27 protein-coding genes are annotated in these 26540 nt (G+C 69.4%); 11 read left to right on the top strand and 16 right to left on the bottom strand.

The window, feature by feature from the left end; all coding sequences use genetic code 11:
* Window positions 1-346 precede the first annotated feature (346 nt).
* Complete coding sequence (locus tag NRY95_08995; GenBank protein ID UYC18070.1) at window positions 347-691, top strand: DUF3301 domain-containing protein; 345 nt, start codon at window positions 347-349, stop codon at window positions 689-691.
* Between the two features lie 250 nt (window positions 692-941).
* Here NRY95_08995 and NRY95_08990 read toward each other — a convergent pair whose 3' ends face one another.
* From NRY95_08990 to NRY95_08955, 8 genes are all read right to left on the bottom strand, one after another.
* Complete coding sequence (locus tag NRY95_08990; GenBank protein UYC18069.1) at window positions 942-1376, bottom strand: ClpXP protease specificity-enhancing factor; 435 nt, start codon at window positions 1374-1376, stop codon at window positions 942-944.
* Between the two features lie 79 nt (window positions 1377-1455).
* Complete coding sequence (locus NRY95_08985; GenBank protein UYC18068.1) at window positions 1456-2091, bottom strand: glutathione S-transferase N-terminal domain-containing protein; 636 nt, start codon at window positions 2089-2091, stop codon at window positions 1456-1458.
* A 169-nt stretch (window positions 2092-2260) separates the two neighbouring features.
* Entirely contained in the window at window positions 2261-3007 is a 747-nt protein-coding gene (locus tag NRY95_08980) for a cytochrome c1 (GenBank protein ID UYC18067.1), read from the bottom strand.
* Window positions 3004-3156: a hypothetical protein gene (locus NRY95_08975; GenBank protein UYC18066.1), complete on the bottom strand. Its 153-nt coding sequence runs from the start codon at window positions 3154-3156 to the stop codon at window positions 3004-3006. The genes NRY95_08980 and NRY95_08975 overlap by 4 nt, the downstream gene beginning before the upstream one ends.
* Window positions 3149-4411: a cytochrome bc complex cytochrome b subunit gene (locus NRY95_08970; GenBank protein ID UYC18065.1), complete on the bottom strand. Its 1263-nt coding sequence runs from the start codon at window positions 4409-4411 to the stop codon at window positions 3149-3151. The genes NRY95_08975 and NRY95_08970 overlap by 8 nt, the downstream gene beginning before the upstream one ends.
* A 3-nt stretch (window positions 4412-4414) precedes the next feature.
* Window positions 4415-5038, bottom strand: a complete 624-nt coding sequence (gene petA / locus NRY95_08965) for a ubiquinol-cytochrome c reductase iron-sulfur subunit (protein UYC18542.1) — start codon at window positions 5036-5038, stop codon at window positions 4415-4417.
* A gap of 137 nt (window positions 5039-5175) precedes the next feature.
* On the bottom strand, window positions 5176-6126 hold the full coding sequence (locus NRY95_08960; GenBank protein ID UYC18064.1) for a lytic transglycosylase domain-containing protein: 951 nt from the start codon (window positions 6124-6126) through the stop codon (window positions 5176-5178).
* A 116-nt stretch (window positions 6127-6242) separates the two neighbouring features.
* Complete coding sequence (locus tag NRY95_08955; protein ID UYC18063.1) at window positions 6243-7211, bottom strand: WYL domain-containing protein; 969 nt, start codon at window positions 7209-7211, stop codon at window positions 6243-6245.
* Between the two features lie 75 nt (window positions 7212-7286).
* Between NRY95_08955 and NRY95_08950 the strand changes: the two genes are divergently transcribed.
* Together NRY95_08950 and miaB are read left to right on the top strand one after the other, a co-directional pair.
* Entirely contained in the window at window positions 7287-7910 is a 624-nt protein-coding gene (locus tag NRY95_08950; GenBank protein UYC18062.1) for a glutathione S-transferase family protein, read from the top strand.
* Between the two features lie 72 nt (window positions 7911-7982).
* Complete coding sequence (gene miaB, locus NRY95_08945) at window positions 7983-9410, top strand: tRNA (N6-isopentenyl adenosine(37)-C2)-methylthiotransferase MiaB (protein ID UYC18061.1); 1428 nt, start codon at window positions 7983-7985, stop codon at window positions 9408-9410.
* Between the two features lie 18 nt (window positions 9411-9428).
* Here the strand turns inward: miaB and NRY95_08940 are convergent, their stop codons facing one another.
* Window positions 9429-10091, bottom strand: a complete 663-nt coding sequence (locus tag NRY95_08940) for a winged helix-turn-helix domain-containing protein (protein ID UYC18060.1) — start codon at window positions 10089-10091, stop codon at window positions 9429-9431.
* Window positions 10092-10161: 70 nt separating this feature from the next.
* Here NRY95_08940 and NRY95_08935 point away from each other — a divergent pair, with 70 nt between their 5' ends.
* The 8 genes from NRY95_08935 to NRY95_08900 all read left to right on the top strand — a co-directional run bounded on the left by NRY95_08935 (window position 10162) and on the right by NRY95_08900 (window position 17055).
* A complete protein-coding gene (locus NRY95_08935; GenBank protein UYC18059.1) occupies window positions 10162-10659 on the top strand; it encodes an OsmC family protein in 498 nt (165 codons plus the stop codon).
* Window positions 10656-11078 carry a hypothetical protein gene (locus NRY95_08930; protein UYC18058.1) on the top strand — a complete coding sequence of 141 codons (423 nt, stop codon included), beginning with the start codon at window positions 10656-10658 and terminating at the stop codon, window positions 11076-11078. The genes NRY95_08935 and NRY95_08930 overlap by 4 nt, the downstream gene beginning before the upstream one ends.
* 330 nt (window positions 11079-11408) lie before the next feature.
* Complete coding sequence (locus tag NRY95_08925; protein UYC18057.1) at window positions 11409-12395, top strand: PhoH family protein; 987 nt, start codon at window positions 11409-11411, stop codon at window positions 12393-12395.
* 172 nt (window positions 12396-12567) lie between these two features.
* On the top strand, window positions 12568-13053 hold the full coding sequence (gene ybeY, locus NRY95_08920) for an rRNA maturation RNase YbeY (GenBank protein ID UYC18056.1): 486 nt from the start codon (window positions 12568-12570) through the stop codon (window positions 13051-13053).
* Between the two features lie 98 nt (window positions 13054-13151).
* Window positions 13152-13742 carry a hypothetical protein gene (locus NRY95_08915; protein ID UYC18055.1) on the top strand — a complete coding sequence of 197 codons (591 nt, stop codon included), beginning with the start codon at window positions 13152-13154 and terminating at the stop codon, window positions 13740-13742.
* A 112-nt stretch (window positions 13743-13854) separates the two neighbouring features.
* Entirely contained in the window at window positions 13855-14736 is an 882-nt protein-coding gene (locus tag NRY95_08910; protein UYC18054.1) for a CBS domain-containing protein, read from the top strand.
* Between the two features lie 80 nt (window positions 14737-14816).
* Window positions 14817-16037, top strand: a complete 1221-nt coding sequence (locus NRY95_08905) for a DUF4105 domain-containing protein (protein ID UYC18541.1) — start codon at window positions 14817-14819, stop codon at window positions 16035-16037.
* A gap of 25 nt (window positions 16038-16062) precedes the next feature.
* Window positions 16063-17055, top strand: coding sequence for a magnesium and cobalt transport protein CorA (locus NRY95_08900; GenBank protein UYC18053.1), 993 nt, complete (start codon window positions 16063-16065; stop codon window positions 17053-17055).
* Between the two features lie 161 nt (window positions 17056-17216).
* Here NRY95_08900 and NRY95_08895 read toward each other — a convergent pair whose 3' ends face one another.
* From NRY95_08895 to NRY95_08865, 7 genes are all read right to left on the bottom strand, one after another.
* Window positions 17217-18581, bottom strand: a complete 1365-nt coding sequence (locus tag NRY95_08895) for an NAD-dependent succinate-semialdehyde dehydrogenase (GenBank protein UYC18052.1) — start codon at window positions 18579-18581, stop codon at window positions 17217-17219.
* Between the two features lie 326 nt (window positions 18582-18907).
* Window positions 18908-19753, bottom strand: a complete 846-nt coding sequence (locus NRY95_08890; GenBank protein ID UYC18051.1) for an ABC transporter permease subunit — start codon at window positions 19751-19753, stop codon at window positions 18908-18910.
* Complete coding sequence (locus NRY95_08885; GenBank protein ID UYC18050.1) at window positions 19750-20721, bottom strand: ABC transporter permease subunit; 972 nt, start codon at window positions 20719-20721, stop codon at window positions 19750-19752. The genes NRY95_08890 and NRY95_08885 overlap by 4 nt, the downstream gene beginning before the upstream one ends.
* Window positions 20718-21878, bottom strand: coding sequence for a polyamine ABC transporter ATP-binding protein (potA, locus tag NRY95_08880; GenBank protein UYC18049.1), 1161 nt, complete (start codon window positions 21876-21878; stop codon window positions 20718-20720). The genes NRY95_08885 and potA overlap by 4 nt, the downstream gene beginning before the upstream one ends.
* 113 nt (window positions 21879-21991) lie before the next feature.
* The gene (locus NRY95_08875) at window positions 21992-23482 is read right to left on the bottom strand and encodes an efflux transporter outer membrane subunit (GenBank protein UYC18048.1); all 1491 of its coding nucleotides are present in this window, start codon (window positions 23480-23482) and stop codon (window positions 21992-21994) included.
* Between the two features lie 7 nt (window positions 23483-23489).
* Window positions 23490-25073: a DHA2 family efflux MFS transporter permease subunit gene (locus NRY95_08870; protein ID UYC18047.1), complete on the bottom strand. Its 1584-nt coding sequence runs from the start codon at window positions 25071-25073 to the stop codon at window positions 23490-23492.
* A complete protein-coding gene (locus NRY95_08865) occupies window positions 25070-26272 on the bottom strand; it encodes an HlyD family secretion protein (GenBank protein ID UYC18046.1) in 1203 nt (400 codons plus the stop codon). Before NRY95_08865 ends, NRY95_08870 begins: the two co-directional genes overlap by 4 nt.
* Between the last annotated feature and the right edge of the window lie 268 nt (window positions 26273-26540).

The following is a 26540-nucleotide window of genomic DNA, read 5'->3' as shown; positions in this document are numbered from 1 at the left end:
AATGCTTGCGGCCTTCAGGATCCGTACCGGCTCGCCTCGATCCATCGGTCGCAGCGGGCTTTGTCGGTGAGGCCCGTCGCGACTGAAGGGCACCTCTAATAACCTCGATTCTAAAAATTTGGCACTATGCGCATCAATGACTTGCGAGCGTTTTAGTCGAGTTTTTTCGGGTTATTAGAGGTGCCCTGAAGTCGCTCCCACAAGAGACCTTGAGTCGCGCTCGCAATCGGCGCTCCTTCGAATCCCAGCCCCGGCCCCGGCTTCGAGTCCCGAGTCCCGAGTCCCGAGTCCCGAGTCCCCAACCAAGCATTGCCGCTCCACCCCGCGTCTCGCTACAGTGATGCCCATGCCAAGCCTGATCCTATGGATGATTGTCGGCGCCGCGGTGTTCGCGTTCTGGAACGCCTCGCGCGCGGCCGCCGAACGTGCCGAGACGCTCGGCCGCAATGCCTGCAAGGCCGCCGACGTGCAGTGGCTGGACCAGAGCGTGCACGGCACCGGGCTGCGCCTGCGGCGCCTGCCCAACGGCTGGCTCGGCTTCGAGCGCAGCTTCCGCTTCGACTATTCCTACGACGGCGTCGATCGCCACAGCGGCCGCCTGGTGTTGCTCGGCGACCAGCTGGTCGCCTTCACCGGCCCTTCGGTGGCCACGGTGACGGCGCTGCACGAAGGCCGCACGCCGCCCGAGTGAGGCGCCGCGGCATGCGGTGAAGGCGCGCAGCACTGCGAAAGAGAGCGGCACTGCAGCGCTGACCGTTTGCGCAGCGACGCATTCGGTCGCACATGACGGCTCCAGGCCGCGCAATGGCGCTCCACAGGGCGCAGGGAGAGCTTCGCAGCGCTCATGCGAAGCAGATCGCAGCGGACTGCGGCCGCGACACGGATCGCGGCGCGCACCGTGCCGGCACGGTGCGCGCCAACGCAGCCAGCCGGCGCTGGCCTTACTTCACCACGCGCAGATGCGGGCGCTTGCCGCCGGCGCCATCGTCCGAGCCGCTGGGGCGCGGCGGCGGGGTGTCGTCGCCCGGCGGCTCGGTGGCGCCGTGGATGTCGTCCGGCAGCGCCATGCCCTGCCCGGTCTCGCGCGCGTACACCGCCAGCACCGCGGCCATCGGCACCTGCACCGGATAGCTGACGCCGCCGAAACGGGCGGTGAAGCTGACCCCGTCGTTGTCGATCTGCAACCGCACCACCGCGCGCTCGGCGATGTTGAGCACCACCCGGCCGTCCTTGACCGCGCTCGGCGGCACCTGCACGTGGGGCAGGCCGGCATCGACCAGGATGTGCGGCGTCATGCCGTTGTCGTTGATCCACTCCACCAGCGCCCGCAACAGATACGGGCGATGGCTGGTCATGCGGGAAATATCGTCGGTCATGCGCCAATTCTACGCGCCGGCACGCAATGGCGCCGGCGCAACGCGGGAAAAACCGGATGCGCCACGCGCGGCCGGAACATCAGGCCGGCAGGTCGCGCAGCTTCTTTTCCTGATCCGTCAGGCTGCGGATGAAACCGGGATTGCGGAAGATGCGGTTGCCGTAGTCCTCGATCGCCTTGCCGTCCTTGGGCAGCGGAATGTCCAGCGCCTGCAGGCGCCAGATGATCGGCGCCATCGCGCAATCGGCCAGGCTCATTTCCGGATTGAGGAAGAACTTGCTGGCCTTGAACAACGGCACCGACGCGGTCAACAGCTCCTTGAGCCGCTTGCGTCCGGCTTCGGCCTGGGCCTTGTTGCCGAGCTGGATCGCCTGCACCTGCGGCACCCAGTCGTGCTCGATGCGCAGCATGGCCAGGCGCAGGCGCGCGCGCGACAGCGGATCGACGGGCATCAACGGCGGATGCGGGTAGCGCTCGTCCAGGTACTCGCTGACCACGGAGGCGGCGTACAGCACCAGCTCGCGCTCCACCAGGGTCGGCACCGAGTGGTAGGGATTCAGATCGATCAGGTCCTCCGGAGGATTCTGCGGATCCACCGCCACGAAATCGTAGGTCACGCCCTTTGCGGCGAGCACCAGACGGACGCGGTGGCACAGCACATCATCCGTGGAAGAAAACAACGTCAAGGTATTTCGCATACGCACACTCGCCGCCATTCAAGGCTCTCCGACGACCGGAATCCGCCGGCCGCATCGATGCCGCCAACACCCTGCTGACGGTCATCACGGCCCCTGAGTGTGCAACCCTCGCTCGCAAAAGCCAATAGGATGAACAGGGGATCGGGTCAGCAACGATGCAGACAACGCGTCGGCACCGCGGCCGACGCTAATGCACGTCCTTCCAGTATTCCTTCTTCAGCAGATAGGCGAGGAAGGTCAGCAGCGCCAGGAACAGCACCACCCACACGCCCAGGCTCTGCCGCTTCAGCGCCGCCGGTTCGCCGGCGTATTCGAGGAAATTGCTGATGTCGCGGACCGTCTGGTCGAACTGCGCCGGGGTCTGCCTGCCGGGCGAGGCCAACTGCAGCCGCTCCACCGGCTTGTCCACGCCGGGTTGCTCGGCCTTGCCGTAGATCGGCTGCTGCAGGCCCTGCAGCTCCCACAGCGGATTGGGCATCGAGGCGTTGGCGAACAGCTTGTTGTTCCAGCCCAACGGGCGCGACTGGTCCAGATAGAACGACTTGAGGTAGGTATAGACCCAGTCGGTGCCGCGCACGCGCGCGATCAGGCTCAGGTCCGGCGGCGCCTTGCCGAACCACTTGGTCGCCGCATCGTGCGGCATCGCCGCCTCGATGTGCTCGCCGACCTTGGCGCCGGTGAAGTTGAGGTTGGCCATCACCTCGTCCTCGCTCAGGCCCAGGTCCTCGGCCATGCGCGAGTAGCGCAGGTACTTCAGCGAGTGGCAGCCGGAGCAGTAGTTCATGAACAGCTTGGCGCCGCGCTGCAGCGAGGCGCGGTCGCCGAGGTCGTTGCCGGCCTGCTGGGTGGCGACGCCCTCGGCGGCCAGCGCCGAGGCGGACAACAGCAGCGCGGAGGCGAAGCAGGCCAGGACGGACATCAGGCGCTTGCTCATAGGGAGCCCTCCGCCATCGCAGCGGACAAGGAGCCGAGCACCTGCCGGCCCCAGAACACGATCTGCCGCAACGGCAGCAGGCAGCTCATGGCAGACAACAACGAAACGCTCGCGGGGCAGGCCAGCACGGCAATCACGGGCTTAGTCATGGGTGGTCACCCGCTCCGGCACCGGCTTGGTCCGGTCCAGCGTGGTCCAGACCGGCATGGTCAGGAAGAATCCGAAGTACAGCACGGTCAGCACGCGCCCGATGATGGTCTCGCTGGCATCGGTACCGGGACCGGACCCGATCACCCCGAGCCAGACGAAGCACACCGCCAGCACGCCCAGCATCACCCGCGAGATCCAGCCGCGGTAGCGGATCGACTTGACCTTGGCGCGGTCCAGCCACGGCACCAGGAACAGGATCGCGATCGCCGAGAACATCACCAGCACGCCGCCGAGCTTGTTCGGCACCACCCGCAGCATCGCGTAGTACGGCGTGTAGTACCACACCGGCTTGATGTGCTCGGGCGTGACCAGGCGGTTGGCCTCGGTGAAGTTGTCGTGCTCCAGGAACAGGCCGCCGAACGCGGGCACGAAGAAGATGATGAAGGCGCCGATCAGCAGCAGGAAGCCGACCCCGACCAGGTCCTTGACCGTGTAGTACGGGTGGAACGGAATGCCGTCGGCCGGCTTGTTCGGATCCCAGCGGTTGCCCTTGGGCCCCTTCTTGATCTCCACGCCGTCGGGATTGTTGGAGCCGACCTCGTGCAGCGCGCCCAGGTGCAGCACCACCAGCAACAGCAGCACCAGCGGCAGCGCGATCACGTGCAGCGCGAAGAAGCGGTTGAGGGTGGCGTCGGACGGCAGGTAGTCGCCCATGATCCACTCGGTCAGGCCGTTGCCGATCACCGGGATCGCGCCGAACAGCGAGATGATCACCTTGGCGCCCCAGAACGACATCTGCCCCCACGGCAGCACGTAGCCCATGAAGGCCTCGGCCATCAGCACCAGGTAGATCAGCATGCCCAGGATCCACACCAGCTCGCGCGGCTTCTTGTAGCTGCCGTAGAGCAGCCCGCGGAACATGTGCAGGTACACCACGATGAAGAACAGCGAGGCGCCGGTGGAGTGCATGTAGCGGATCAGCCAGCCCCACTCCACGTCGCGCATGATGTACTCGACCGAGTTGAACGCCTCGGCCGCGCTGGTCTTGTAGTGCATCGTCAGGAAGATGCCGGTGACGATCTGGTTGACCAGCACCACCATCGCCAGCGAACCGAAGTAGTACCAGAGGTTGAAGTTCTTCGGCGCGTAGTACTCGCTGACGTGCTTGCGGTAGAACGGCATCAGCCCCGGCGCGCGTTCGTTGACCCAGTCGAACACGTTGCCCGCGGTGCGGGTAAGGAGATTGTCAGCCATGGCTTACGCGGCCCCCTTCGCGGACGAACTCGGATCGACGCCGATGATCAGCGTGTTGTCGTCCTGGTAGTGATGCGGGGGCACCAGCAGGTTGATCGGTGCCGGCACGCCCTGGAACACGCGGCCGGCCATGTCGAAGCGCGACTTGTGGCAGGGGCAGAAATAGCCGCCCTTCCATTCCGGGTCGTAGGGTTCGGGGCGGATCTCGGCGACCATCTCAGGCGAGCAACCAAGGTGCGTGCACAGCCCGACCAGCACCGAGATGTCCGGTTTGATCGAGCGGCCTTCGCCCTTGATGTAGGCCGGCTGCTGGTCGGTGACCTCGGACTTGGGGTCCTTGAGCCGCCCATCCAGCGTCGGCAGCGCATCCAGGATCGCCTTGGAGCGCTTGACGATCCAGATCGGCTGACCGCGCCACTCCAGGATCAGGCGCTGGCCTTCCTGCAACGCGCTGATGTCGGCGGTGACCGGCGCGCCGGCCAGTTTGGCCTTGGCGCTGGGGTTCCAGGACTTGATGAAAGGAACCGCGACGAAACCCGCACCCACCGCGCCCACCACCGCCGTGGTGGCGGTGAGAAAGCGGCGGCGTCCTGCATTCACAGAATCGTTGACCCCATCGTTGGCCATCCGGCACTCCGATTTTTGATTGGGTAGCGTGAGGCTGCCAGCGGCTCGGTGGGGGTCGAGCCGCATAAAATCCACTGCAGTGTAGCGGAACCCTTAACGCGCAGACAATGCATCGGCACGACGGCGACGAGAATGCCTCAATGCGCCGTCGCCAGCACGCCGCGGTAGCGGTCGGCAAGCACGCCGACGCGCTGCACGTAGCGCTGGGTCTCGCTGTACGGCGGCACGCCGCCGTGTTTGTCTACCGCGCCCTCGCCGGCGTTGTAGCCGGCGGCGGCCAGGCTGAGGTTGCCGTTGAAGCGCTTCAGCAGCCAGGCCAGGTACTGCACGCCGCCGCGGATGTTCTGCGACGCATCGAACGAATCGCTGACCCCGAAGCGGCGCGCGGTCGGCGGCATCAGCTGCATCAGGCCCTGCGCGCCGGCACGGCTCAGCGCCATCGGGTTGTACGCCGACTCGGCATGGATGATCGCGCGCACCACCGCTTCGTCGACCCCGTACTCGCGCGCGGCGGCGGCGATCTCGCTCTGGTAGGCGGTGGTGTTCAGCCGCACCGTACCGAAATTCAGGCCGGGATTGGCGCAGGCGTAGCAGGTCTCGATGAAGCTGTAGCGGATGGTGCGCACCGCACCGAGGCTGGCGACCTGGGTCGGCCGCGCGCTGGTGTAGTGGCGCACGCCGTCCTTCATATAGGAATAGACCTGACCGCTGACCACCCGCCGCGGCGCGGCGCCGCCAGCGGCCGGCACGGGTGCCACGCTCTTCGGCGCCACGCTGGCGGCGACCGGCGCCGCGACCGGGGTGCTGATGATGGTGGCCGGGGCGCCGGACTGCGGCGCGGCCAGCGCGATGACACCACGGCTGGGCGCACGCTCGGCGGAGACTGCGGCAGCCGCGGGCGCGGGGCGTGCGGAGCGGCGGTCGGGCACATAACGGCCGACCACGCTGCAGCTGGCGCCGGCCACGCGCTTGCTGACGTAACTGGGCACGCCGTCGCCACCGATGCACTTGTACAGGGTGCCGGCACTGGCCGGCAGTGCCGACAGCGTTGCGATTGCCAGCCCCAGAAGCCCCAGCATCCCCTTCATGGCGGCGAGTGTCCCAACTTCGCCGGCGCTTGCCAAGTGCGCGGCAGCCGCAGCGGGACCGGCCGCCCGTTTCGCAGCGCGCCGCGCGTCGCGCCCGCCCGGGGCGATCGGCCGGCTCAATCGGACGTAGCCGGCAACTGCGCCAGCAGCTCGCCCAGTGCGGCACGCAGCCCGGCCGTCACCGCGGCATCGGCCTGCAGCGACACGAACGGCACGCCCAGGGTCAGCAGTTGCGCCGCCAGCCACGGCAACGCGTCGGCCAGCATGGTCAACCGGCAGTAGCCGTCCTCCTCGGCCTCCAGGGTTCCGCACCAGGACGGAATGCGCGTGCCGAGTTCGGCGACGCTGCCGCGCAGGCGCACGCTGAGCCCGAACTGCAGCGGCAGCGGACTGTGCCGGATCGCGTCGCGGACCATCGCGGCCGGATCGCGCGGCGGCAGGCGCAGCGCGATCGCCTCGCCCGCCTGCAATGGCGGTTGCATGCGTTCGACCCGGAACGTCCGCCAGTCGGCGCGATCGCGGTCCCAGCCCAGCAGATACCAGCGGCGCCCATGATTGACCAGGCGCAACGGCTCGATCAGGCGCTGGCTGCCGCGTCCGGCGTGGTCGCAATAGCCGAAGCCGAGCAGGCGCCGGTCGCGACAGGCGCTGGCGATGCCGATCAGCAGCTGGGTGTCCGGCAGCGTGGGATCCTGGCCCAGCGACACGGTGACCGCCTGCAGCGCCCCGGCGCGCTGCCGGACCCGCGCCGGCAGCAGCGGGTCGAGCTTGGCCAGCACCCGCAGCGCGGTGTCCTCCAGGCCGCCCATGCTGGCGGCGGCCGCGTGCAGCGCCACCGCGACCGTCACCGCCTCGTCGTCCTCGAACAGCAGCGGCAGCATCTGCGCACCGGCGGCCAGCCGGTAGCCGCCGCCGACCCCGGACGAGGCCTGCACCGCATAGCCCAGCGCGCGCAGGCGCTCGATGTCGCGGCGCAGGCTGCGCCGGTCCACGCCAAGACGTTCGGCCAGCTCGGCGCCGGCCCAGACCCGGCGGGTCTGCAGCAAGCCGATCAGGCGCAGGGTGCGGGAGGCGGGGGAAGCCATGGCGCACGGTATTGCGGACAGGATCCGTCCGCAATAGCGCCTAGCATGGACGCTCGATCACCGAGGAGAGCCGCCATGCCCATCGCCGACCGCCATGTGACCCTGTACCACAACCCCAAATCCCGCTCCAAAGGCGTGCTGATCCTGCTCGAGGAACTGGGCGCCGACTACGCGCTGGAACGCATCGACTTCGCCAGCGGCGCGCAGCTGGCGCCGGAATACCTGGCGATCAACCCGATGGGCAAGGTGCCGGCGATCGACCACGCCGGCGCGGTGGTGACCGAACAGGTGGCGATCTACCAATACCTGGCCGATCTGTACCCGGAGGCCGCGCTGGCCCCGGCGATGGGCGATCCGCGCCGCGGCCCCTACCTGCGCTGGCTGGCGTTCTACGGCTCGGCGTTCGAGCCGGCCATCATCGACCGCGCGCTCAAGCGCGAGGCGCCGCCGCGGGCGATGTCGCCGTACGCGGACTGCGACACGGTGATGGGCGTGGTCGACGACCAGCTGGCGCGCGGCGACTACCTGCTCGGCGACCGCTGCACCGCGGCCGATGTGCTGTGGGGCAGCGCGCTGGGCTGGATGATCGGCTTCGGCCTGGTCGATCCGCCGGCACCGACCCGCGCCTACGTCGAACGCATGGCGGCGCGGCCGGCGATGCAGCGCGCGCAGGCGATCGACGCGGCCGCCGAGGCCTGAGCCGCCTGCGCGGCGCGGCCGGCCCAGGTAGACTAGCCGGCTCTCCTCAGCCACCCGCCTGGATTAAGCGCCATGACCGGGAACGCCCTGCATCCCCTGCCCTCCGCCGGCACCCCGGCCGCTGCCGCGCCCGCGGTACGCGGCAAGCTGTACATCAAGACCCACGGTTGCCAGATGAACGAGTACGACTCGGCCAAGATGGCCGACGTGCTCGCCGCCGCCGAGGGCCTGGAACTGACCGACAACCCCGAAGAAGCCGACGTGGTGCTGGTCAACACCTGCTCGATCCGCGAGAAGGCGCAGGAGAAGGTGTTCAGCCAGCTCGGCCGCTGGAAGGCCCTGAAGGCCGGCGGCAAGCCGGTGATCATCGGCGTCGGCGGCTGCGTGGCGTCGCAGGAGGGCGAGGCGATCGTCAAGCGCGCGCCCTACGTGGACCTGGTGTTCGGCCCGCAGACCCTGCACCGGCTGCCGGAACTGATCCGCGCGCGGCGCGAATCGGGCAAGTCGCAGGTGGACATCAGCTTCCCCGAGGTCGAGAAGTTCGACCGCCTGCCGGAGCCGCGCGCCGAGGGCCCGTCGGCGTTCGTGTCGATCATGGAGGGCTGCTCCAAGTACTGCTCGTTCTGCGTGGTGCCCTACACCCGCGGCGAGGAGATCAGCCGGCCGTTCGAGGACGTGCTGGTGGAAGTGGCGCAGCTGGCCGCGCAGGGCGTGCGCGAGATCAACCTGCTCGGCCAGAACGTCAACGCCTACCGCGGGCCCTACGCCGACGCCGAGGCCGGCGAGGAGCCGCAGTACGCCGACCTGGGCCTGCTGATCCGCAGCATCGCGCAGATCGAGGGCATCGGCCGCATCCGCTTCACCACCTCGCATCCGCTGGAGTTCAGCGATTCGCTGGTGGACGCCTACCGCGACGTGCCGCAGCTGGCCAACTACCTGCACCTGCCGGTGCAGGCCGGCAGCGACCGCATCCTCAGCGCGATGAAGCGCGGCTACACCGCGCTGGAGTTCAAGCAGAAGATCCGCAAGCTGCGCGCGGTGCGCCCGGACATCTCGATCAGCTCGGACTTCATCGTCGGCTTCCCCGGCGAGACCGACGCCGACTTCGACAAGACCATGAAGCTGATCGAGGACGTGGGCTTCGACCAGAGCTTCTCCTTCATCTACTCGCGCCGCCCGGGCACGCCCGCCGCCGACCTGGAAGACGACACCCCCGACGCGGTCAAGCACGCGCGGCTGGCGCGGCTGCAGGCGCACATCAACGCGCATTCGCTGCAACTCTCGCGCGCCATGGTCGGCAGCGTGCAGACCGTGCTGGTCGAAGGCCCGTCGAAGAAGAACCCGGCCGAGCTGACCGGCAAGACCGAGAACATGCGCTCGGTGAATTTCCCCGGCCACCCGCGCCTGGTCGGCCAGTTCGTCGAGGTCACCATCACCGAGGCGCTGAGCAATTCGCTGCGCGGTCGCCTGCACCTGGCCGCCGACGACGCCGCGGCCTGAGCGGCGGCGGGCCGCGGCCTAGTCGAGCACGCTCAGGAACCGCTCCCCGCGCGCGCCGATCTGCACGGCACGCGAATCCGGCACGCGCCGGGCCAGGCCGGTGTCCAGCAGCCGCGCCAGCAAGGCGCTGCCCAACGCGCCGGCGACGTGGTCGCGGCGCTCGCTCCAGTCCGGGCACGGCCGGCACAGCGGACGCCGCGACGCGCGCAGCGCGGCCACGTCGATGCCGACCGTCGCACACCAGGCCGTCCCCGCCGCGCTCAAGGCCATGCCGTCGGCGCACAGCAGGTAGCCACGCGCTTCCATCTGCTGGCGCCAGCGGATCGCCAGCGCACCGGCCAGATGGTCGTAGCACACCCGCGCCCGGCGCAAGCCGGGATCCGCCGGGCCGACCGTCCGCAGCGGTACCGGCGCCAGCCCCATCATCGCCTCGACCGCAGCAGCGACATGCGCGCCGGCCAGGCGGAAATAGCGGTGCCGGCCCTGCCGCACCACCTCGAGCAAGCCGGCTTCGAGCAGTTGCGCCAGATGCCGGCTGGCGGTCGATGGCGCCACGGCGCCGTCCAGCGCCAGTTCGCTGGCGGTGCGCGCCTGTCCGCCCATCAACGCCGCCAGCATGCGGCTGCGCGCCGGATCGCCGAGCAGGAAGCCGGCGCGTGCAAGCAGAGTGTCTTCGCTCATGCTTCGAGTCTAGACGAAGCGAGACGCCGCGCCGGCGCCTACGGTGGCCACTCCCACACGAGGCAGGCCGATGACCGACACGCTGCACCACTACGCTTCGCAGTTGCACTGGACCGGCAATCGCGGCAGCGGCACCGGCGACTACCGCGGCTACGGCCGCGACTACGCGCTGCACGTTGCCGGCAAGCCGCCGCTCGCAGGCAGTGCCGATCCGCTGTTCCGCGGCGACCCTGCGCTGCACAACCCGGAAGACCTGTTCGTCGGCGCCCTCGCCGCCTGCCACATGCTGACCTACCTGGCCTTGTGCGCGCATGCCGGCATCCGCGTCCTCGCCTACGACGACCAGGCGCAGGGCTGGCTGCAGCTTCGCCCCGGCCACGGCGGACGCTTTCGCGAGGTGGCGCTGGCACCGCGGGTGACCATCGCCGCCGACAGCGACGCCGCCCGCGCGCAGGCGCTGCATGTGCAGGCCCACGCGCAATGCTTCATCGCCAACAGTTGCGCCGTCGCGGTGCGCTGCGACGCGACCATCGTGCACGCCGCGGCAATGCCGGAGGCGCAGCGATGAAGGACGTGGAGATCCATCTCGACAATCGCCCCGGCGCGCTGTCGGCAATGGCCCAGGCGCTTGGCGCGGCCGGCATCAGCATCGAAGGCGGCGGGGTATGGCGGGTGGACGGACACGCGGTCGCGCACTTCCTGTTCGACGCCGCCGCGCCGGTCCGCGTGGTGCTGCAGGCGCACGGCATCCGCGTCGCCGCCGAGCACCCCGTGGTGCTGCTGCGCCTGGATCAGGAAACGCCAGGACAACTGGGCCTGCTGACCGGCCTGCTCGCCGCCGCCGGCATCGACATCGCCGTGCAGTACAGCGATCACCACCGGCAACTGGTCCTGGTCGTGGACGACCCTCCCGGCGCACGCGCGATCGCGGAGGCGTGGATGCAGGCGCGCACGCGCAGCAGCCGCCACGGCGGGGACGCGCGATAGCGACGGGCGCGAGCGAGCGCCGAGCGAGCGCCTCGGGGCCAACGCCGCGGAGCGAGCGCCGGGCCCCTGCGATCTTTTCGCCATCGCGGCCCGGGGCCTTGCTCGGCAAGGCATCGCAGCGTTTGTCCACAGGCTTGCGGACAATCGATCCACATCTGCTATGGACAACATCGCCATCGCCGCCACGGCGCGCGCCGGCGACGCCCGCAGGCGCAGACGGACCGTGTGCAGATGCCGTCGCCGCGCGCCCTGCACTGGCCCGGCTACGCGCTGCGCGCTACCCTTTGCACCCCTCGTTTTCGACGCCGCCACCGGCGGCCTGCGCCCGCCATGACCACCCCTGCGCAACGCGACTTCACCCTGGATCCCGCCGATACCGAACGCCTGGCCAACCTGGCCGGCCCGTTCGATGCGCACTTGCGGCAGATCGAACTGCGCCTGGGCGTGGAGATCTCCAACCGCGGCAACGTGTACCGGGTGACCGGGCCGGAGCAGGCGGTGGCGGCGGCCGAACGGCTGCTGCAGGCGCTGTATGTCGAGGCCGATCACGTCACCTTCGACGACCAGGAAATCCACCTGCGGCTCAACCAGTCCAACGTCGACCAGGTGGCGCAGCGCGCGTACCAGCCGCAGGAAGTGGCGATCAAGGTCAAGCGCGGCACCGTGCGCGGCCGCGGCGCCAACCAGGCCAAGTACCTGCACCAGATCGCCAGCCACGACATCAACTTCGGCATCGGCCCGGCCGGCACCGGCAAGACCTTCCTGGCCGTGGCCAGCGCGGTCGAGGCGCTGAACGAATCGCGGGTGCAGCGGCTGATCCTGGTGCGCCCGGCGGTGGAAGCCGGCGAGAAGCTGGGCTTCCTGCCCGGCGACCTCAGCCAGAAGGTCGATCCCTACCTGCGCCCGCTGTACGATGCGCTGTACGAGATGCTCGGCGTGGAAAAAGTGGTCAAGCTGCTGGAGAAGAACGTCATCGAGATCGCGCCGCTGGCGTACATGCGCGGGCGCACCCTCAACGACGCCTACGTGATCCTGGACGAGGCGCAGAACACCACCATCGAGCAGATGAAGATGTTCCTGACCCGGCTCGGCTTCGGCAGCACCGCCGTGGTCACCGGCGACCTGACCCAGATCGACCTGCCCAAGCACGTCAAGTCCGGCCTGCGCGATGCGATCGAGGTGCTGCACGAAGTCGAAGGCGTCAGCTTCACCTTCTTCGAGGCGCGCGACGTGGTGCGCCATCCGCTGGTGGCGCGCATCGTCACCGCCTACGAAAAGCGCGACCTCACCGACAAGGCGACCGGCCCGGCCGCGTGATCCGCATGCGCTTCGACTGCCATGGCTCGGTCAAGGACGCAGGCATCGGCCGTCAGGCCGGCGCGGCCGACGTGGTCGCGATCGCCTACGCCGCCGACGACTGGACGTCGCGGTGACGCGCCGCACGCGCGATACTGTCGGCTCCTGTCCGCTCTGAAATGCCGGTATCGCCATGACCAAAGGTCCGGTCCACCTCGACGTCGGCGTCAGCTACGCCCTGCCCCGCGCCGGATTGCCGGCGGCGGCGAGCTTCCGCAAGTGGGTGGCGGCGGCGTTGAAGGGCCGCATCCGCGAAGCCGACCTGGCGATCCGCCTGGTCGACGACAAGGAAGGCCGCTCGCTCAACCACCACTACCGCGGCAAGGACTACGCCACCAACGTGCTCAGCTTCCCGGCCGAGCTGCCCGAAGGCCTGCCCAAGGGCGTCAAGCTGCCGCTGCTCGGCGACCTGGTGATCTGCGCGCCGGTGGTGGCGCGCGAGGCCGCCGAACAGGGCAAGCCGCTCAACGCCCATTACGCGCACCTGACCGTGCACGGCGTGCTGCACCTGCTCGGCTGGGACCACGAGGACGACAAGGAGGCCGACGCGATGGAGCAACTGGAACGCGAGATCCTGGCCGACCTGGGCGTGGGCGACCCTTACGCCGGGGAACGCTGAAGCCCGGCAATGGCTGGTCAAGCGCTGGCGCGGGCGCTAACGTGGCCGCGCGGCCGCTGCGCCGCACCGCCCTCCTTCCCGGTCCGAGGTCCAGCGCGTTGATCCGTCCATCGTTGCTGTTGTTCGCGCTCGCGGCCGCGCTGCCCGCTGCTGCCGCCCCCGCTGCTGCCCCCGCCCCTGCTGCCGCCATCGACCTGCCGGCGCTGCTCGAATGCCGCCAGCGCGTGGCCGATTTCGCCGCGCTGGGGCCGCTGCTGGCCGATCCGCTGAAAGCCGTCGCGCAGGGCTGGCGGCCGCTGCCGCAGTCCAACCTGTTCATGCGCGAATACGAACTGGTGCGGCCGATCCAGGTGTTCGGCCACAGCACCACGCGCATCGCCTTCGCCGGCGCCAGCGTGATGGCGATCCTGGACCTGCCCGATCCGCGCCCCTTGGCCAGGCAACTGCAGCTGGAAGCGGCAGTGGACACGCCGGACAAGGCGATGTTCGGCCGCGAGGTGGTCAGCCGCGACGTGACCGATCCCAAGACCGGCGCGCCGATGATCGAATCGATCATCCTCGGCCTGTCCACGGTGAAGTCGCACCCCGGCCAGACCCTGGCCGGTTGCAGCTACAGCCTGGACCTGCCGGAGGACCCGGACGCGCCGCCGGCGCCGGACCCGCTGCACACACCCGCCAGCGGCGGCTGAACCCGTGCCCGCGCGCGCCGCCGCGGCCGCCGCCGGCGTCGCGGCTGTGTCCCATTGGCCCTGCTAGACTTGCGCACATCGCCCGGCAGACCGGGTGCCGTATCCACAGAACATGTCAGAAGACGACTCTAGTAGCTCCCCTCCGGAAACCCACGAAAAACGCCGCGGCTGGCTGGAACGCCTGAGCTCGGTTTTCTCCGGCGACCCGCACACCCGCGACGACCTGGTCGAGGTGCTGCGCGACGCCCAGCACGACGGGCTGATCGCCGCCGACACCCTGCGCATGATGGAAGGCGCGCTGTCGGTGTCCGAACTCACCGTCGGCGATGTGATGGTCTCGCGCTCGCAGATGGTGTCGCTGTCGGCGGAATCGCGCTTTCTCGACCTGATGAAGCAGGTGGTCGAATCCGGCCATTCGCGCTTCCCGGTGCATGGCGAGAACAAGGACGACATCCTCGGCATCCTGCTGGCCAAGGACCTGCTGCGCGGCGTGGTCGCCGACCACGGTCCGGGCACGGTGCGCGAGCTGCTGCGCCCGGCGGTGCTGATCCCCGAGTCGAAGAAGCTCAACGTGCTGCTCAAGGAGTTCCGGCTCTCGCGCAACCACATGGCGATCGTGGTCGACGAGTACGGCGGCGTCGCCGGCCTGGTCACCATCGAGGACGTGCTGGAGCAGATCGTCGGCGAGATCGACGACGAGCACGACGATGCCGAGGACGAAGCCTCGCTGATCGCCGCGCAGGCCGACGGCCAGTACGTGGTCGACGCGCTGACCCCGATCGAGGATTTCAACGAACGCTTCGGCGCCGACTTCTCCGACGACGACTACGACACCGTCGGCGGCCTGGTCACCGAGGCCATCGGCCACCTGCCGGAAACCGGCGAGGAACTGACCCTGGGGCGCTTCGCGTTCCGCGTGGCGCGCGCCGACGCGCGCCGGGTGCAGGCCTTCCACGTCACCATCCTGCCGCCCGACCCGCAGGACGACGCTTGATCGCCCGCCCGCTGTCGCGCTGGCCGGCACGCGGCTGGCCGCAATGGCTGCTGGGCACGCTGCTGGCCTGCTGCGCGGCGCTGGCGTTCGCGCAGGCCGGCAGCGCGGACCCGGCCGCGCCGCCCGCGCTGGCACCCGCCGCCACCGCAACACCCGTTGCCGGCCCGTCCAGCGACGACGCGTCCGCACCGGCACCGCGCATCGGCGTGGCCACGATGCAGCCGGGCGAGGTGTTCTTCGAACGCTTCGGCCACGATGCGATCGTGGTGGTGGATCCGCGCAGCGGCCAGGCCACCTCGTACAACTTCGGCTTCTTCGATCCCAGCGAGCCCGACTTCGTCAGCCGCTTCGCCGCCGGCGACATGATGTATTACCTGGTCGCGCTGCCGCTGCAGGAGGACCTGGCGCAGTACCGCGACGCCGGCCGCGGCGTGGAAATCCAGTGGCTGGACATGGAACCGGCGCAGGCCCGCGCGCTGCAACAGGCGCTGGCCTGGCGCGCGCGGCCGGAAAACGCGCGCTACCGCTACGACTACTACACCGCCAACTGCGCCACGATGGTCCGCGACGCGCTGGACCGTGCGCTGGGCGGCACGCTGCATGCGCAGCTGTCGGGGCGTTCGCGCGGCAACACCTATCGCAGCGAATCGGTACGCCTGGCCTCGCCGGCGCCCTGGATGTGGCTGGGCTTCGACCTGGGCCTGGGCCCGTTCGCCGACAAGCCGCTGTCGCGCTGGGAAGAGGCGTTCGTGCCGATGCGCCTGGCCGAGAGCCTGGGCGAGGTACGCAACGGCGCCGGGCGCCCGCTGGTGCAGTCGCGCCAGCGGGTGCTGCCGCAGCGGCTGCCGCCGGAACCGCAGGAACAGGCGCGGCACTGGTGGCCGTGGCTGCTGGCCGGGCTGCTGGTCGCCGTCGGCGTGGTCGCGCTGGCGCGGCGGCCGCGCTGGCTGGCGGCGCTGGCGCTGCCGTTCTGGCTGCTGTGCGCGCTCGGCGGCGGCGTGCTGCTGTACCTGTGGGGCTGCAGCGACCACCGCGCGGCCTGGGCCAATCGCAACCTGCTGCTGCTCGACCCGCTGTGCCTGCTGCTGGTCGGCGGCGCCATCGCGCAGCTGCGCGGCCGCCAGCCCGGGCGCTGGTTCGGCGCGCTGCTGTGGCTGGTGGTCGCACTGGCCGGCGCCGCGCTGCTGATCCATTGGCTGTCGATGCTGCAGCCGCAATTCAACCTGCAGTGGATCGCCCTGCTGCTGCCGGTGCACGCCGCGCTGGCCTGGGCCTTCACGCGGCGCCGCTTGCAGCGCTGATCCTGCCCCCACACCATTGCTGCCCATGGCCTCCGTCCCCGCCAATCCCGCCTGCGTCATCAACTGCGTGCACTACGACGGCCACGGCCGCCGCCACGACATCGCCCTGGAGCAGATCAGCGACGTGCTGGCCGCGCCCGACGGCTTCGTCTGGGTCGGCATGTACGAACCCGCCGACCAAGTGCTGCAGCAGCTGCAGGACGAATTCCAGTTGCACGACCTGGCGATCGAGGACACGCGCAAGGCGCACCAGCGGCCCAAGGTCGAGGCCTATGGCAACTCGCTGTTCCTGGCCGTGCACACCGCGCAGGTGATCGACGAGCGCATCGTCTACGGCGAGACCCACGCCTTCCTCGGCGCGCGCTTCCTGCTGACCGTGCGCCACGGCGCCTCGCTGCCGTACGCGCCGGTGCGCGAACGCCTGGAGCGCGAGGCGGCGCTGATGCAGCTCGGCCCGTCCTACGCGCTGTACGCGGTGCTGGACTACATCGTCGACAACTACCAGCCGATCCTGGACGAATTCCGGCAGAGCCTGGAGCGGCTGGAAAAGGACATCTTCGCCGAGGCCTACCGGCGCGACACCGCGATCCGCCTGTACGAACTCAAGCGTGAGCTCAACCAGATGCGCCTGGGCGTGGCGCCGCTGCAGGACGTGCTCGCCCATCTCAAGCGCAACCCCGGCCCGCTGATTCCCGACGAGGTGCGGCTGTACGTGCGCGACGTGCTCGACCACGCGGTGCGCACCAACGAGGCGATCGACACCCTGCGCGAGATGCTCGGCACCGCGCTGAGCGTGAACCTGTCGCTGGTGACCCTGGCCCAGGGCGAGACGGTCAAGCGCCTCGGCGCCTGGGCCGCGCTGCTCGCGGCCCCGACCCTGATCACCAGCTGGTACGGCATGAACTTCAAGCAGATGCCGGAACTGGAATGGCCCTGGGCCTACCCGCTGATGATCGGCGGCGTCGGCGTCGTCTGCCTGGGGCTGTATCTGGCGTTCAAGCGGGCGCGGTGGCTGTGAGCCGGGATTGGGGATTGGAGATTGGGGATTCGCAACGGCGGAACTCCACGCCGTAGCCAGTTCGAGGCAAGCCACGCGTTGAAGCAACAGCTGCGCCGCTTGGCGTCAGGCATCGGGATCCGCTGTTGCGAATCCCCAATCCCGACTCCCCAATCCCGGCTTCAACCCACATACACCGACTTGATGTTCATGAACTCATGAATCCCATGCTCGGCCAGTTCGCGGCCGAAGCCGGAGCGCTTGATGCCGCCGAACGGCAGGCGCACGTCGCTCTTGACGATGGCGTTGACGAAGGCCGCGCCGCACTGCAGCTGGCGGGCGACGCGCTCGCCGCGGGCGCGGTCGGCGCTCCACACGCTGCCGCCCAGGCCGAAGCTGGTGTCGTTGGCCACGCGCACCGCCTCGGCCTCGTCGGCCACGCGCAGGATCGCGGCGACCGGGCCGAACAGTTCCTCGTCGTAGGCGGGCATGCCCGGCACCACATGGTCCAGGATCGAGGCCGGATAGCCGGCGTGGGTGCCGGTGTCCGGGGCGCCGCCGAGCAGCGACGTGGCGCCCCTGGCGATGCTGGCCTGCACCTGCTTGTGCAGTTCGTCGCGCAGGTCCTGCCGCGCCATCGGCGCCAGCGTGGTCGCCTCGTCCTGCGGATCGCCGAGGCGGCGCTCGGCCGCGGCGGCGACGAAGCGGCGCACGAACTCGTCGGCGATGGCCGCGACCACCACGAAACGCTTGGCCGCGATGCAGGTCTGTCCGGCGTTGTCGAAACGCGACTTCACCGCCGCGGCCACGGTGATGTCCAGATCCGCGTCGTCCAGCACCACGAAGGCGTCGCTGCCGCCGAGTTCCATCACGCACTTCTTCAATTGATCGCCGGCGTTGGCGGCGATGGAACGGCCGGCGCGCTCGCTGCCGGTCAGCGTCACCGCGGCGATGCGCGCATCGCGCAGCACCTCGGCGGCCTGGTCGTTGTCGATATGCAGCACGTCGAACACGCCATCCGGCACGCCGGCGGCGGCGAGTGCGGCATGGATCGCGTCGGCGCAGCGCGGCACGTTGCTGGCGTGCTTGAGCAGCGCCACGTTGCCGGCCATCAGCGCCGGCGCCAGGAAGCGGAACACCTGCCAGATCGGGAAGTTCCACGGCATCACCGCCAGCACGCAGCCCAGCGGCTCGTAGCGCACGTAGCTGCGCTGCGCGTCGGTGGCCACCGGCAGCTCGCGCAGATAGTCGGCGGCGTGCTCGGCGTAGTAGTCGCAGGCGTCGGCGCACTTGTCGATCTCGGCCAGCGCCTCCTTGCGCAGCTTGCCCATCTCCGCGGTCATCACCCGCTGGATCTCCTCGCGGCGCGCGCGCAACTGCACGCCGACCTGCCGCAACAGCGCGCCGCGCTGTTCCAGCGGCGTTTCCGCCCATGCGCGGAATGCCTGTGCGGACGCGGCCAGGCGCCGCTCGACGGCGGCGGCATCCATCAGCTCCAGGCGGTATTCGACCTGGCCGGTGGCGGGATTGACGGTGTCGTAGGGCATCGCGACGGACTCCTGGAAAAAGTCCGCCCAGCCTAGCGCCGCGATGGTTGCGGCGGCGTGGCGACAGCGCCGCTGCGATGGACCACAGCGTTCTGCGGCGGCTGAGGCCTTTGTAGGACTCTTGTGGGAGCGACTTCAGGGCACCTCTAATAACCTCGATTCTAAAAATTTCGCATTTTGCGCATCAATGACTTGCGAGCGTTTTAGTCGAGTTTTTTGGGGTTATTAGAGGTGCCCTTCAGTCGCGACGGCGTTACCGGGAAGGCCTGTCGCGACTGACGTCGCTCCCACAACAAGCAGCCCACCGCACCCTGTTCGAAGACCCGTCAGCCGCCCTGCTGCAGCGCCAGCTGGATGTCGCGCTGGCGGCGCTTCTCGCTGCGCGCCATCAGCCACCAGCCGACGAAGGCGGCGATCGACACCGCCAGCACCATCAGCGTGGCCAGTGCGTTGATCTTCGGCTTCAGTCCCATCCGCACCGAGGAGAACACGGTCATCGGCAGCGTGGTCGAGTTGGGCCCGGCGACGAAGTTGGCGATCACCACGTCGTCCAGCGACAGGGTGAACGCCAGCAGCCAGCCGGACACCAGCGCCGGGGCGATGATCGGCAAGGTGATCAGGAAGAACACCTTGAGCCGGTTCGCGCCCAGGTCCATCGCCGCTTCTTCCAGCGAGCGGTCCAGCTCCTGCAGACGCGAGGACACCACCACGGTGACGAAGGACAGGGTGAAGGTGACATGCGCGGCCCAGATCGCGGTGACCCCCTTGGGTGGGATGCCGATCAGCCCGCCCATCGACACCAGCATCATCATGATCGACAGGCCGATGATCACCTCCGGCATCACCAGCGGCGCGGTCACCAGCGCGCCGAACAGGCTCTTGCTGGGAAAACGGCGGAAGCGGGTCATCACCATCGCCGCCAGGGTGCCGATCACCATCGACGCGGTGGCGGTCCAGAACGCGACCTTCAGGCTGATCCACGCCGCCTGCAGGATCTGCCGGTCGCGCAGCAGTTCGCCGTACCACTTGGTGGAGAAGCCGGCCCACACCGTGGCCAGCTTGGAGGCATTGAACGAATACACCATCAACAGCAGGATCGGCAGGTACAGGAAGGCGAAGCCGCCGGTCAGCACCGTCCAGCGCAGCACGCGCCCGCCGCGCAGCGCGCTCATGCCTGGCCGCCTTCGAGCTGGCGTTGCTGGTAGCGGTTGAAGATCAGGATCGGCAGCATCAACAGCGCCAGCATCGCGATCGCCACCGCCGAGGCCGCCGGCCAGTCGCGGTTGTTGAAGAACTCGCCCCACAGCACCCGGCCGATCATCAGCGTATCCGGCCCGCCGAGCATTTCCGGGATCACGAACTCGCCCACCGCCGGGATCATCACCAGCATGCAGCCGGCGACGATGCCCGGGCGCGACATCGGCAAGGTGATGGTCGCGAACGCCTTCCACGGCCGCGCGCCGAGGTCGTAGGCGGCCTCGAGCAGGCGGTGATCCTGCTTCACCAGGGTCGCGTACAGCGGCAGCACCATGAACGGCAGATAGCAGTAGACGATGCCGATGTAGGCGGCGAGCGGCGTGTACAGGATGCGCAGCGGCTGTTCGATCAGCCCCAGCGCCAGCAGCGCGCGGTTGAGCACGCCGTTGCTGTCGAGGATGCCGATCCAGGCGTAGACGCGGATCAGGAACGAGGTCCACGACGGCAGCACCACCAGCATCATCGCGATGTTGCGCGAGGACGGCGACATGCGCGCGATCACGTAGGCCATCGGATAACCGATCAGCAAGGTCAACAGGGTGGAGATCCCGGCGATCTTGATCGAGCCCCAGTAGGCTTCGATGTACTGGTTGTCGCGCACCAGCGCCAGGTAGTTCTGCAGGGTGAACTTCAGCGTCAGCACCCCATCCTTGTAGTCCAGCAGGTCGCTGTACGGCGGGCTGCTGATCGCCTGTTCGGCGAAGGAGATGCGCAGCACGATCAGGAACGGGATCGCGAAGAACAACAGCAACCACAGGTACGGTGCGGCGATCACCAACCAGCGCGCGCCGGGCAGGCGCCGCTTGCGCAGGCGCTGCAGCAACGTGCGCGGCGACGCCGCGGGTTGCGCGGCAGGTGCGGCGGCAGCGGCGGGCGCGCTCATGCGGTCAGCACCACGCCGTCGTTGTCGCCCCACCACACCCACACCGCATCGCCCCAGGTCAGGTTGTCGCTGGCCCAGCGCTGCCGGTTGGCGAAGTTGGCCATCAGCTTGAAGCCGCTGGGCAGGCGCACGTGGTAGACCGAATGGCTGCCGAAATAGGCGATGTCCTCGATCGTGCCCTGCGCCTTGTTGTGCGCCTGCGCCGGCGCGTCCTTGCCGATGCCCAGCTTCTCCGGGCGCACCGCGAACGAGACCGGCTGCCCGGTGATGCCGGTGATGCCGTGGCCGACGTAGATGCTGTCGGGAAACGCGGCGGTGCGCAGGGTCACGTAGTCCGGCAGGTCCTCATCGATGACCGCGTCGATCAGGTTCACCGAGCCGATGAACTCGGCGGCGAAGCGGTTGGCCGGCTGCTCGTAGATCTCGTCCGGGGTGCCGACCTGCTGGATCCAGCCGGCATCCATCAGCGCGATGCGGGTGGCCATGGTCATCGCCTCCTCCTGGTCGTGGGTGACCATCACGCAGGTCACCCCGGAGGTTTCGATGATGCCGACCAGCTCCAGCTGCATCTGCGAGCGCAGCTTCTTGTCCAGCGCGCCCATCGGTTCATCCAGCAGCAGCAGTTTCGGCCCCTTGGCCAGCGAACGCGCCAGCGCCACGCGCTGCTGCTGTCCGCCGGACAGCTGGTGCGGCTTGCGCTTGCCGAGCTTGCCCAGCTGCACCAGTTCCAGCATCTCGCCGACGCGCTTGGCGACGGCCGCGCGCGACAGGCCGTCCTGCTTGAGCCCAAACGCGATGTTCTGCTCCACCGTCATGTGCGGGAACAGCGCGTAGGACTGGAACATCATGTTGAGCGGGCGCTCGTACGGCGGCAGGCCGTCCAGCGGCTGCCCGTCGAGCACGATGCGGCCGCGGCTGGGTTGCTCGAATCCGCCCAGGCAGCGCAGCAACGTGGACTTGCCGCTGCCCGAGCCGCCGAGCAGCGCGAAGATCTCGCCCTTGCGGATGTCCAGGTCGACATCGTCGAGCGCGACGAAGCCGTCGAACTCCTTGCGCAAGCCGGCGATGGACAAATAGCCGCTGCCCTTGGCCAGCGGCGCCGCTGCAGCCGCAATCGCGGCCGGCGGAAGGTCGGATCTCGCTTCGCTCAACGCCATCTGTTGCTCCCCGTGGAAGACGCCGCTGCGCAGGTTCGCCGATGCTGCCGGGAACTGCGGCCGACCTCAGTGTAGCCGCGGCTGCCGCATCGGCGATACCGCGGCACGGGCGTTTATTGCGGTTGCGCTGCCGATGGCGGCGGCGCCCAGCCCAGGCCCAGGCTCTTCTGCAGCGCCACGTAGCGCAGCAGCACCTGGGTCCGCGCCTGCACCGCGCTGTCCTGCGCCGAGGCCTGCTGGCGCTGCACGTCGAGCGCGTCGATCAGCGACGAGGCGCCGGCGGCGTAACGCTGTTGCAACAGCGCCGCGGAACGGTCCGCCGACGCTTCGGCCTTGGCCGCGGCCAGCGCCTGCTGGCGCGCAGCGCCGAACCGCGCCAGCGCGCTGTTGGCGTCCTGCAGCGCCGCCAGCACGGTGCCTTCGTAGGCGGCCAGGCGCGCTTCGTTGCCGGCGCGCGCCTGCGCGACCTTGGCCCTGGTCGCGCCGAAATCGAAGATCGACCAGCGCAGGAACGGCGCCACCACGCTGTTGACCGCGTCGCTGCCCAAGCCGCCCGGCGTGGTCGCGGCCATGCCGATATTGCCGAGCAGGGTGACCTGCGGGAAGTATGCGCTCAGCGCCTGCCCGATCTGCGCCGAGGAGGACGCCAGCTGGCGCTCGGCGCGGCGCACGTCGGGGCGGCGGCGGATCAACGATCCCGCATCGTCCACCGGCACCACCGCCGGCAAGGTCGGCAACGGCCGATCCGCGGCCAGCGCGGCGTCGAGCGCGCCCGGCTCGCGGCCGATCATCAGCGCCAGCTGGTCCAGCGCCTCCTTCGCCTGCGCCTGCAGGTCCGGCAACACCGCCTCTTGCTGCTGCAGCTGCGCCTGCGCGCGCTCCACCTGCAGGTCGGCATCGGCGCCGCGCTCGCGGCGCTGCCGGGTCAGTTGCAGGGTCTGCCGCGCCGCCTCGAGGTTGCGCTGGGCGATGGCGATGCGCTCGCGGGTGCCGCGATAGCCCAGATAGGCCTGGCCCACTTCGGCGGCGAGTTGCACCTGGGTATCGGCCAGTTCGGCCTCGTCGGCCTGTGCGTCGGCCAGTGCGCCTTCGCTGGCGCGGCGGCGGCGGCCGAAGAAATCCAGCTCCCAGCTGGCATCGAAGCCGACGCTGTACAGCTGCGCATGCGGATCGATGGACAGTTGCTGGCCGCTGCCGGCGGCGACGCTGCCCAGGCCGTCGGCCAGCGCGTCCGGCGCCCTGGCGTTGAGATAGGCGGCATTGGCGCCGACGCTGGGCAACTGCTCGGCATGGCGCTGCTGCACCAGCGCGCGCGAGGCGCGCAGCTTGGCCTGCGCGGCGCGCAGGTTCGGGCTGTTCTGCAGCGCCTGTTCGACCAGCGCGTTCAACTGCGGGTCCTGCAACGCCTCCCACCAGCGCTGCGGCGGCGGCGCCGGCACCACCCCGGCCGCCGCGGCGACCGCGTCGGCGCGATGCAGCTGCGGCTGTGCCTGCGCCGCCTCGGCCACCGGCGGCGGCTTCACGTAGTTCGGGCCGAGCACGCAGGCCGACAGCAGCAGCGGCAGCGCGGCGGGGACGAGCACACGGGAAAAACGCTGAGCCATGGAATCCTCAATGCATCGCAAGCGGAGCGCCGCCCTTGGGCAGCGGTTTGAGCAGCAGCCCCAGCGGAATCGTGCACACCACGATCACCCCGAAGATCCAGAACAGGTCGTTGTAGGTCATCACCAGCGCCTGCTGCTGCACCATGCGCGCCAGCTGTGCCACCGACTGCATCGCCGCACCGGCGCCGGAAGCGGACTGCAGCTGCGCGGCCAGGCCGTGCAGGTAATCCTGTGCCAGCGGCGAATTGGCACTGGTGCCGCTGCCGATCATCTGTGTGTGGAACACCATGCGCCGCTCCTGGAAGGTGGAGATCAGCGCCAGCCCGATCGAGCCGCCCATGTTGCGCGCGGCGTTGAACAACCCGGAGGCGTCGCCGGCCAGCTCCGGCGGCACCGACGAGATGGCGGCCTGGTTCAGCGACATCATCGCCAGCGCCAGGCCGCAGCCCTGCAGCAGCTGGCCGATCACGAAATGCATGCCCACCGAATCGGCGCTGAGGTTCATGTTGACGAAGCAGGCCACGGCGAAACAGCTCAGCCCGCCGATCACCAGGATGCGCACGTCCACGCGCATCAGCATCTTCGGCATCAACGGCATCAGCAGCACCGTCGGCACGCCGGACAGCAGCACCACGTAGCCGGACTGCTCGGTGTTGTAGCCGGAGATCGTGGCCAGGAACTGCGGGATCATGTACATGACCCCGAACAGGATCATGCCCACCGCCATCACCATCACGAACACCGCGCCGAAACTGCGCTGCAGCAGGATCGACAGGCGGATCACCGGCTGCCGGCTGAAAAACTGCGAGGCGACCAGGGCGACGAAGCCGACCAGCGAGAGCAGGCTCAGCAGCACGATCTCCGAGGACTCGAACCAGCGCTCGCGCTGGCCTTCCTCCAGCACCACGGTCAGCGCGCCGAGCCCGGCGGTCAGCCCGAAGATGCCGAGCCAGTCGGCGTCGAGCAACCCGCGCAGGTTCATGCGTTCGTGCGGCAGGCCGAGCAGCAGCAGCGCCACCAGCCCGGCGCAGATCGGCACGTTGATGAAGAACGCGTAGTGCCAGCTGACGTTCTCGGTCAGCCAGCCGCCGAGCAGTGGGCCGATCACCGGCCCCAGGATCACGGTCATGCCGAACAGCGCAGTGCCCATGGTCTGCTGCGCCGGCGGCAGCCGCGTGGCGACGATGGTCAGCGCGGTGGGGATCAGCGCGCCGCCGGCGAAACCCTGGCCGACGCGGCCCAGGATCATCATGGTCAGGCTGTTGGACAGCCCGCACACCACCGAGAAGAACGTGAACAGCAGCGCGCAGATCAGCAGGAAATTGCGCAGCCCCAGGGTGCGCACGAACCAGCCGGTCAGCGGGATCATCACGATCTCGGCGACCAGGTAGGCGGTGGAGATCCAGGTGCCCTCGGTGCCGCTGGCGCCGACCTCGCCCTGGATGGTCGGCAACGCCGCGTTGACGATGGAGATGTCCAGCGTCGCCATGAACGAGCCGATGGTGCCGGCGGCCACCGCCAGCCACGCGCCGGCATCGGCCTTGCGCTGCGCGCCGGCGCCCGCCGCCGGGGCAGCGGCGGCCTCGCTCACGGCCGGCCCTCGCCCTGCTTGCTTTCCTGCTGCACGCGGTCCTTGACGTCCTTGGCCGCGCGCGTGTCCACCGTGACCGTCACCGACATGCCCGGCACCAGCACCTTGCGCGCCTCCGCGCCAGCCTTCAGGCGGATCCGCACCGGCACCCGCTGCACCACCTTGGTGAAGTTGCCGGTGGCGTTCTCCGGCGGCAGCAGCGCGAACTGCGAGCCGGTGCCCGGCGCGATGCTCTCGACCACGCCGTCCAGCTCGACCCCCGACAGCGCATCGACCTCGATCCGCGCCGGCTGTCCGGGCCGCATCAGCCCGACCTGGGTTTCCTTGAAGTTGGCGCTCAGGTACAGCGCATCGACCGGCACCACGCTCATCAGCCGCGTGCCGGCGGCGACGAACTGGCCGACCTGCACGGTCTTGTCGCCGATGCGGCCGTCGATGCGCGCGGTCAGCCGCGTGTCCTCCATCGCCACCTGCGCCTGGTCGGCATCGGCCTGCGCCTGCTGCAGCCCGGCGCGGGCCTGGTCGAGCTGCGCGCTGGCGCCCTGCACCTGGCTCTCGGCAGCGACCACCTGGGCCTTGGCCGCGTCGTACTGGGCCTGCGCGCGATCGCGGTCGTGGACGATGCTCTCGTAGTGCTCGTGGGTATCGGCGCCGGACGCGGCCAGCGGCGCGAAGCGCTTGGCCTCGCCCTGGGCGAAGCGCAGGCTGGCCGCGGCCGCAGTCACCTGGGTGCGCGCCTGCAGCAGCGTGGCGCGTTGCGCCTGCAGGCCGGCCTCGGCAGCGGCGATATCGGCATGGCGCACCGCGACCACCGCCTGCGCCTGCTGCTGGGTGGCGCGATAGGTACGCTCGTCGATCTGCAGCAGCGGCTGCCCGGCCTTGACCGTCTGGTTGTCGCCGACGTACACGGCAGTCACGTAGCCGTTGACCCGCGGCGCCACCGCCACCGCATCGGCCTGCAGGTAGGCGTTGTTGGTTTCCTGCAGGTAGCGGCCAGTGGTCAGGTAATAGATCAGCCACACGATCAAGCCGATCGCAACCGCCAGGCCGATCAGCAGCAAGGTCCATTTCACCTTGGGATTCTTCAACGGCGACGGCGTGTCGGGCTGCCTGGCGTCGTCCTGGGCGGGCACGGCACGCGCATCGTCCGAAGCCGCCTGCGGTTGCGTCTGCGTGGGATCTGGGTCGTGGGTGCTCAAGTCGCAGGTTCCTGGGGGAATTGGAGGACCATCCTCGCCGGCGCGCCTGACGGTGCAGGGGCAGCGACGCGCTGCCGGGCGGCGCGCTCACCAGACGGTAGCGTACGGCAGACTGTACAAGTGTCTGTACCGGCGAGTCGAGATCGCGTGAGTGCGACTGGCGGTGGCGTTCAGGCGCCCTGCAAGCGGCTCCTCGTCACGATCCTCGCCCGCTGCAACGATGGCCAATGGGGTGTGGCCAGGCGCATCGCGTGCAGGATGCTGTTCA

Source organism: Xanthomonas campestris pv. phormiicola (assembly GCA_025666215.1).
GTDB classification, from domain to species: domain Bacteria; phylum Pseudomonadota; class Gammaproteobacteria; order Xanthomonadales; family Xanthomonadaceae; genus Xanthomonas_A; species Xanthomonas_A campestris_A.
This window is presented reverse-complemented; position numbering and strand designations above follow the sequence as displayed.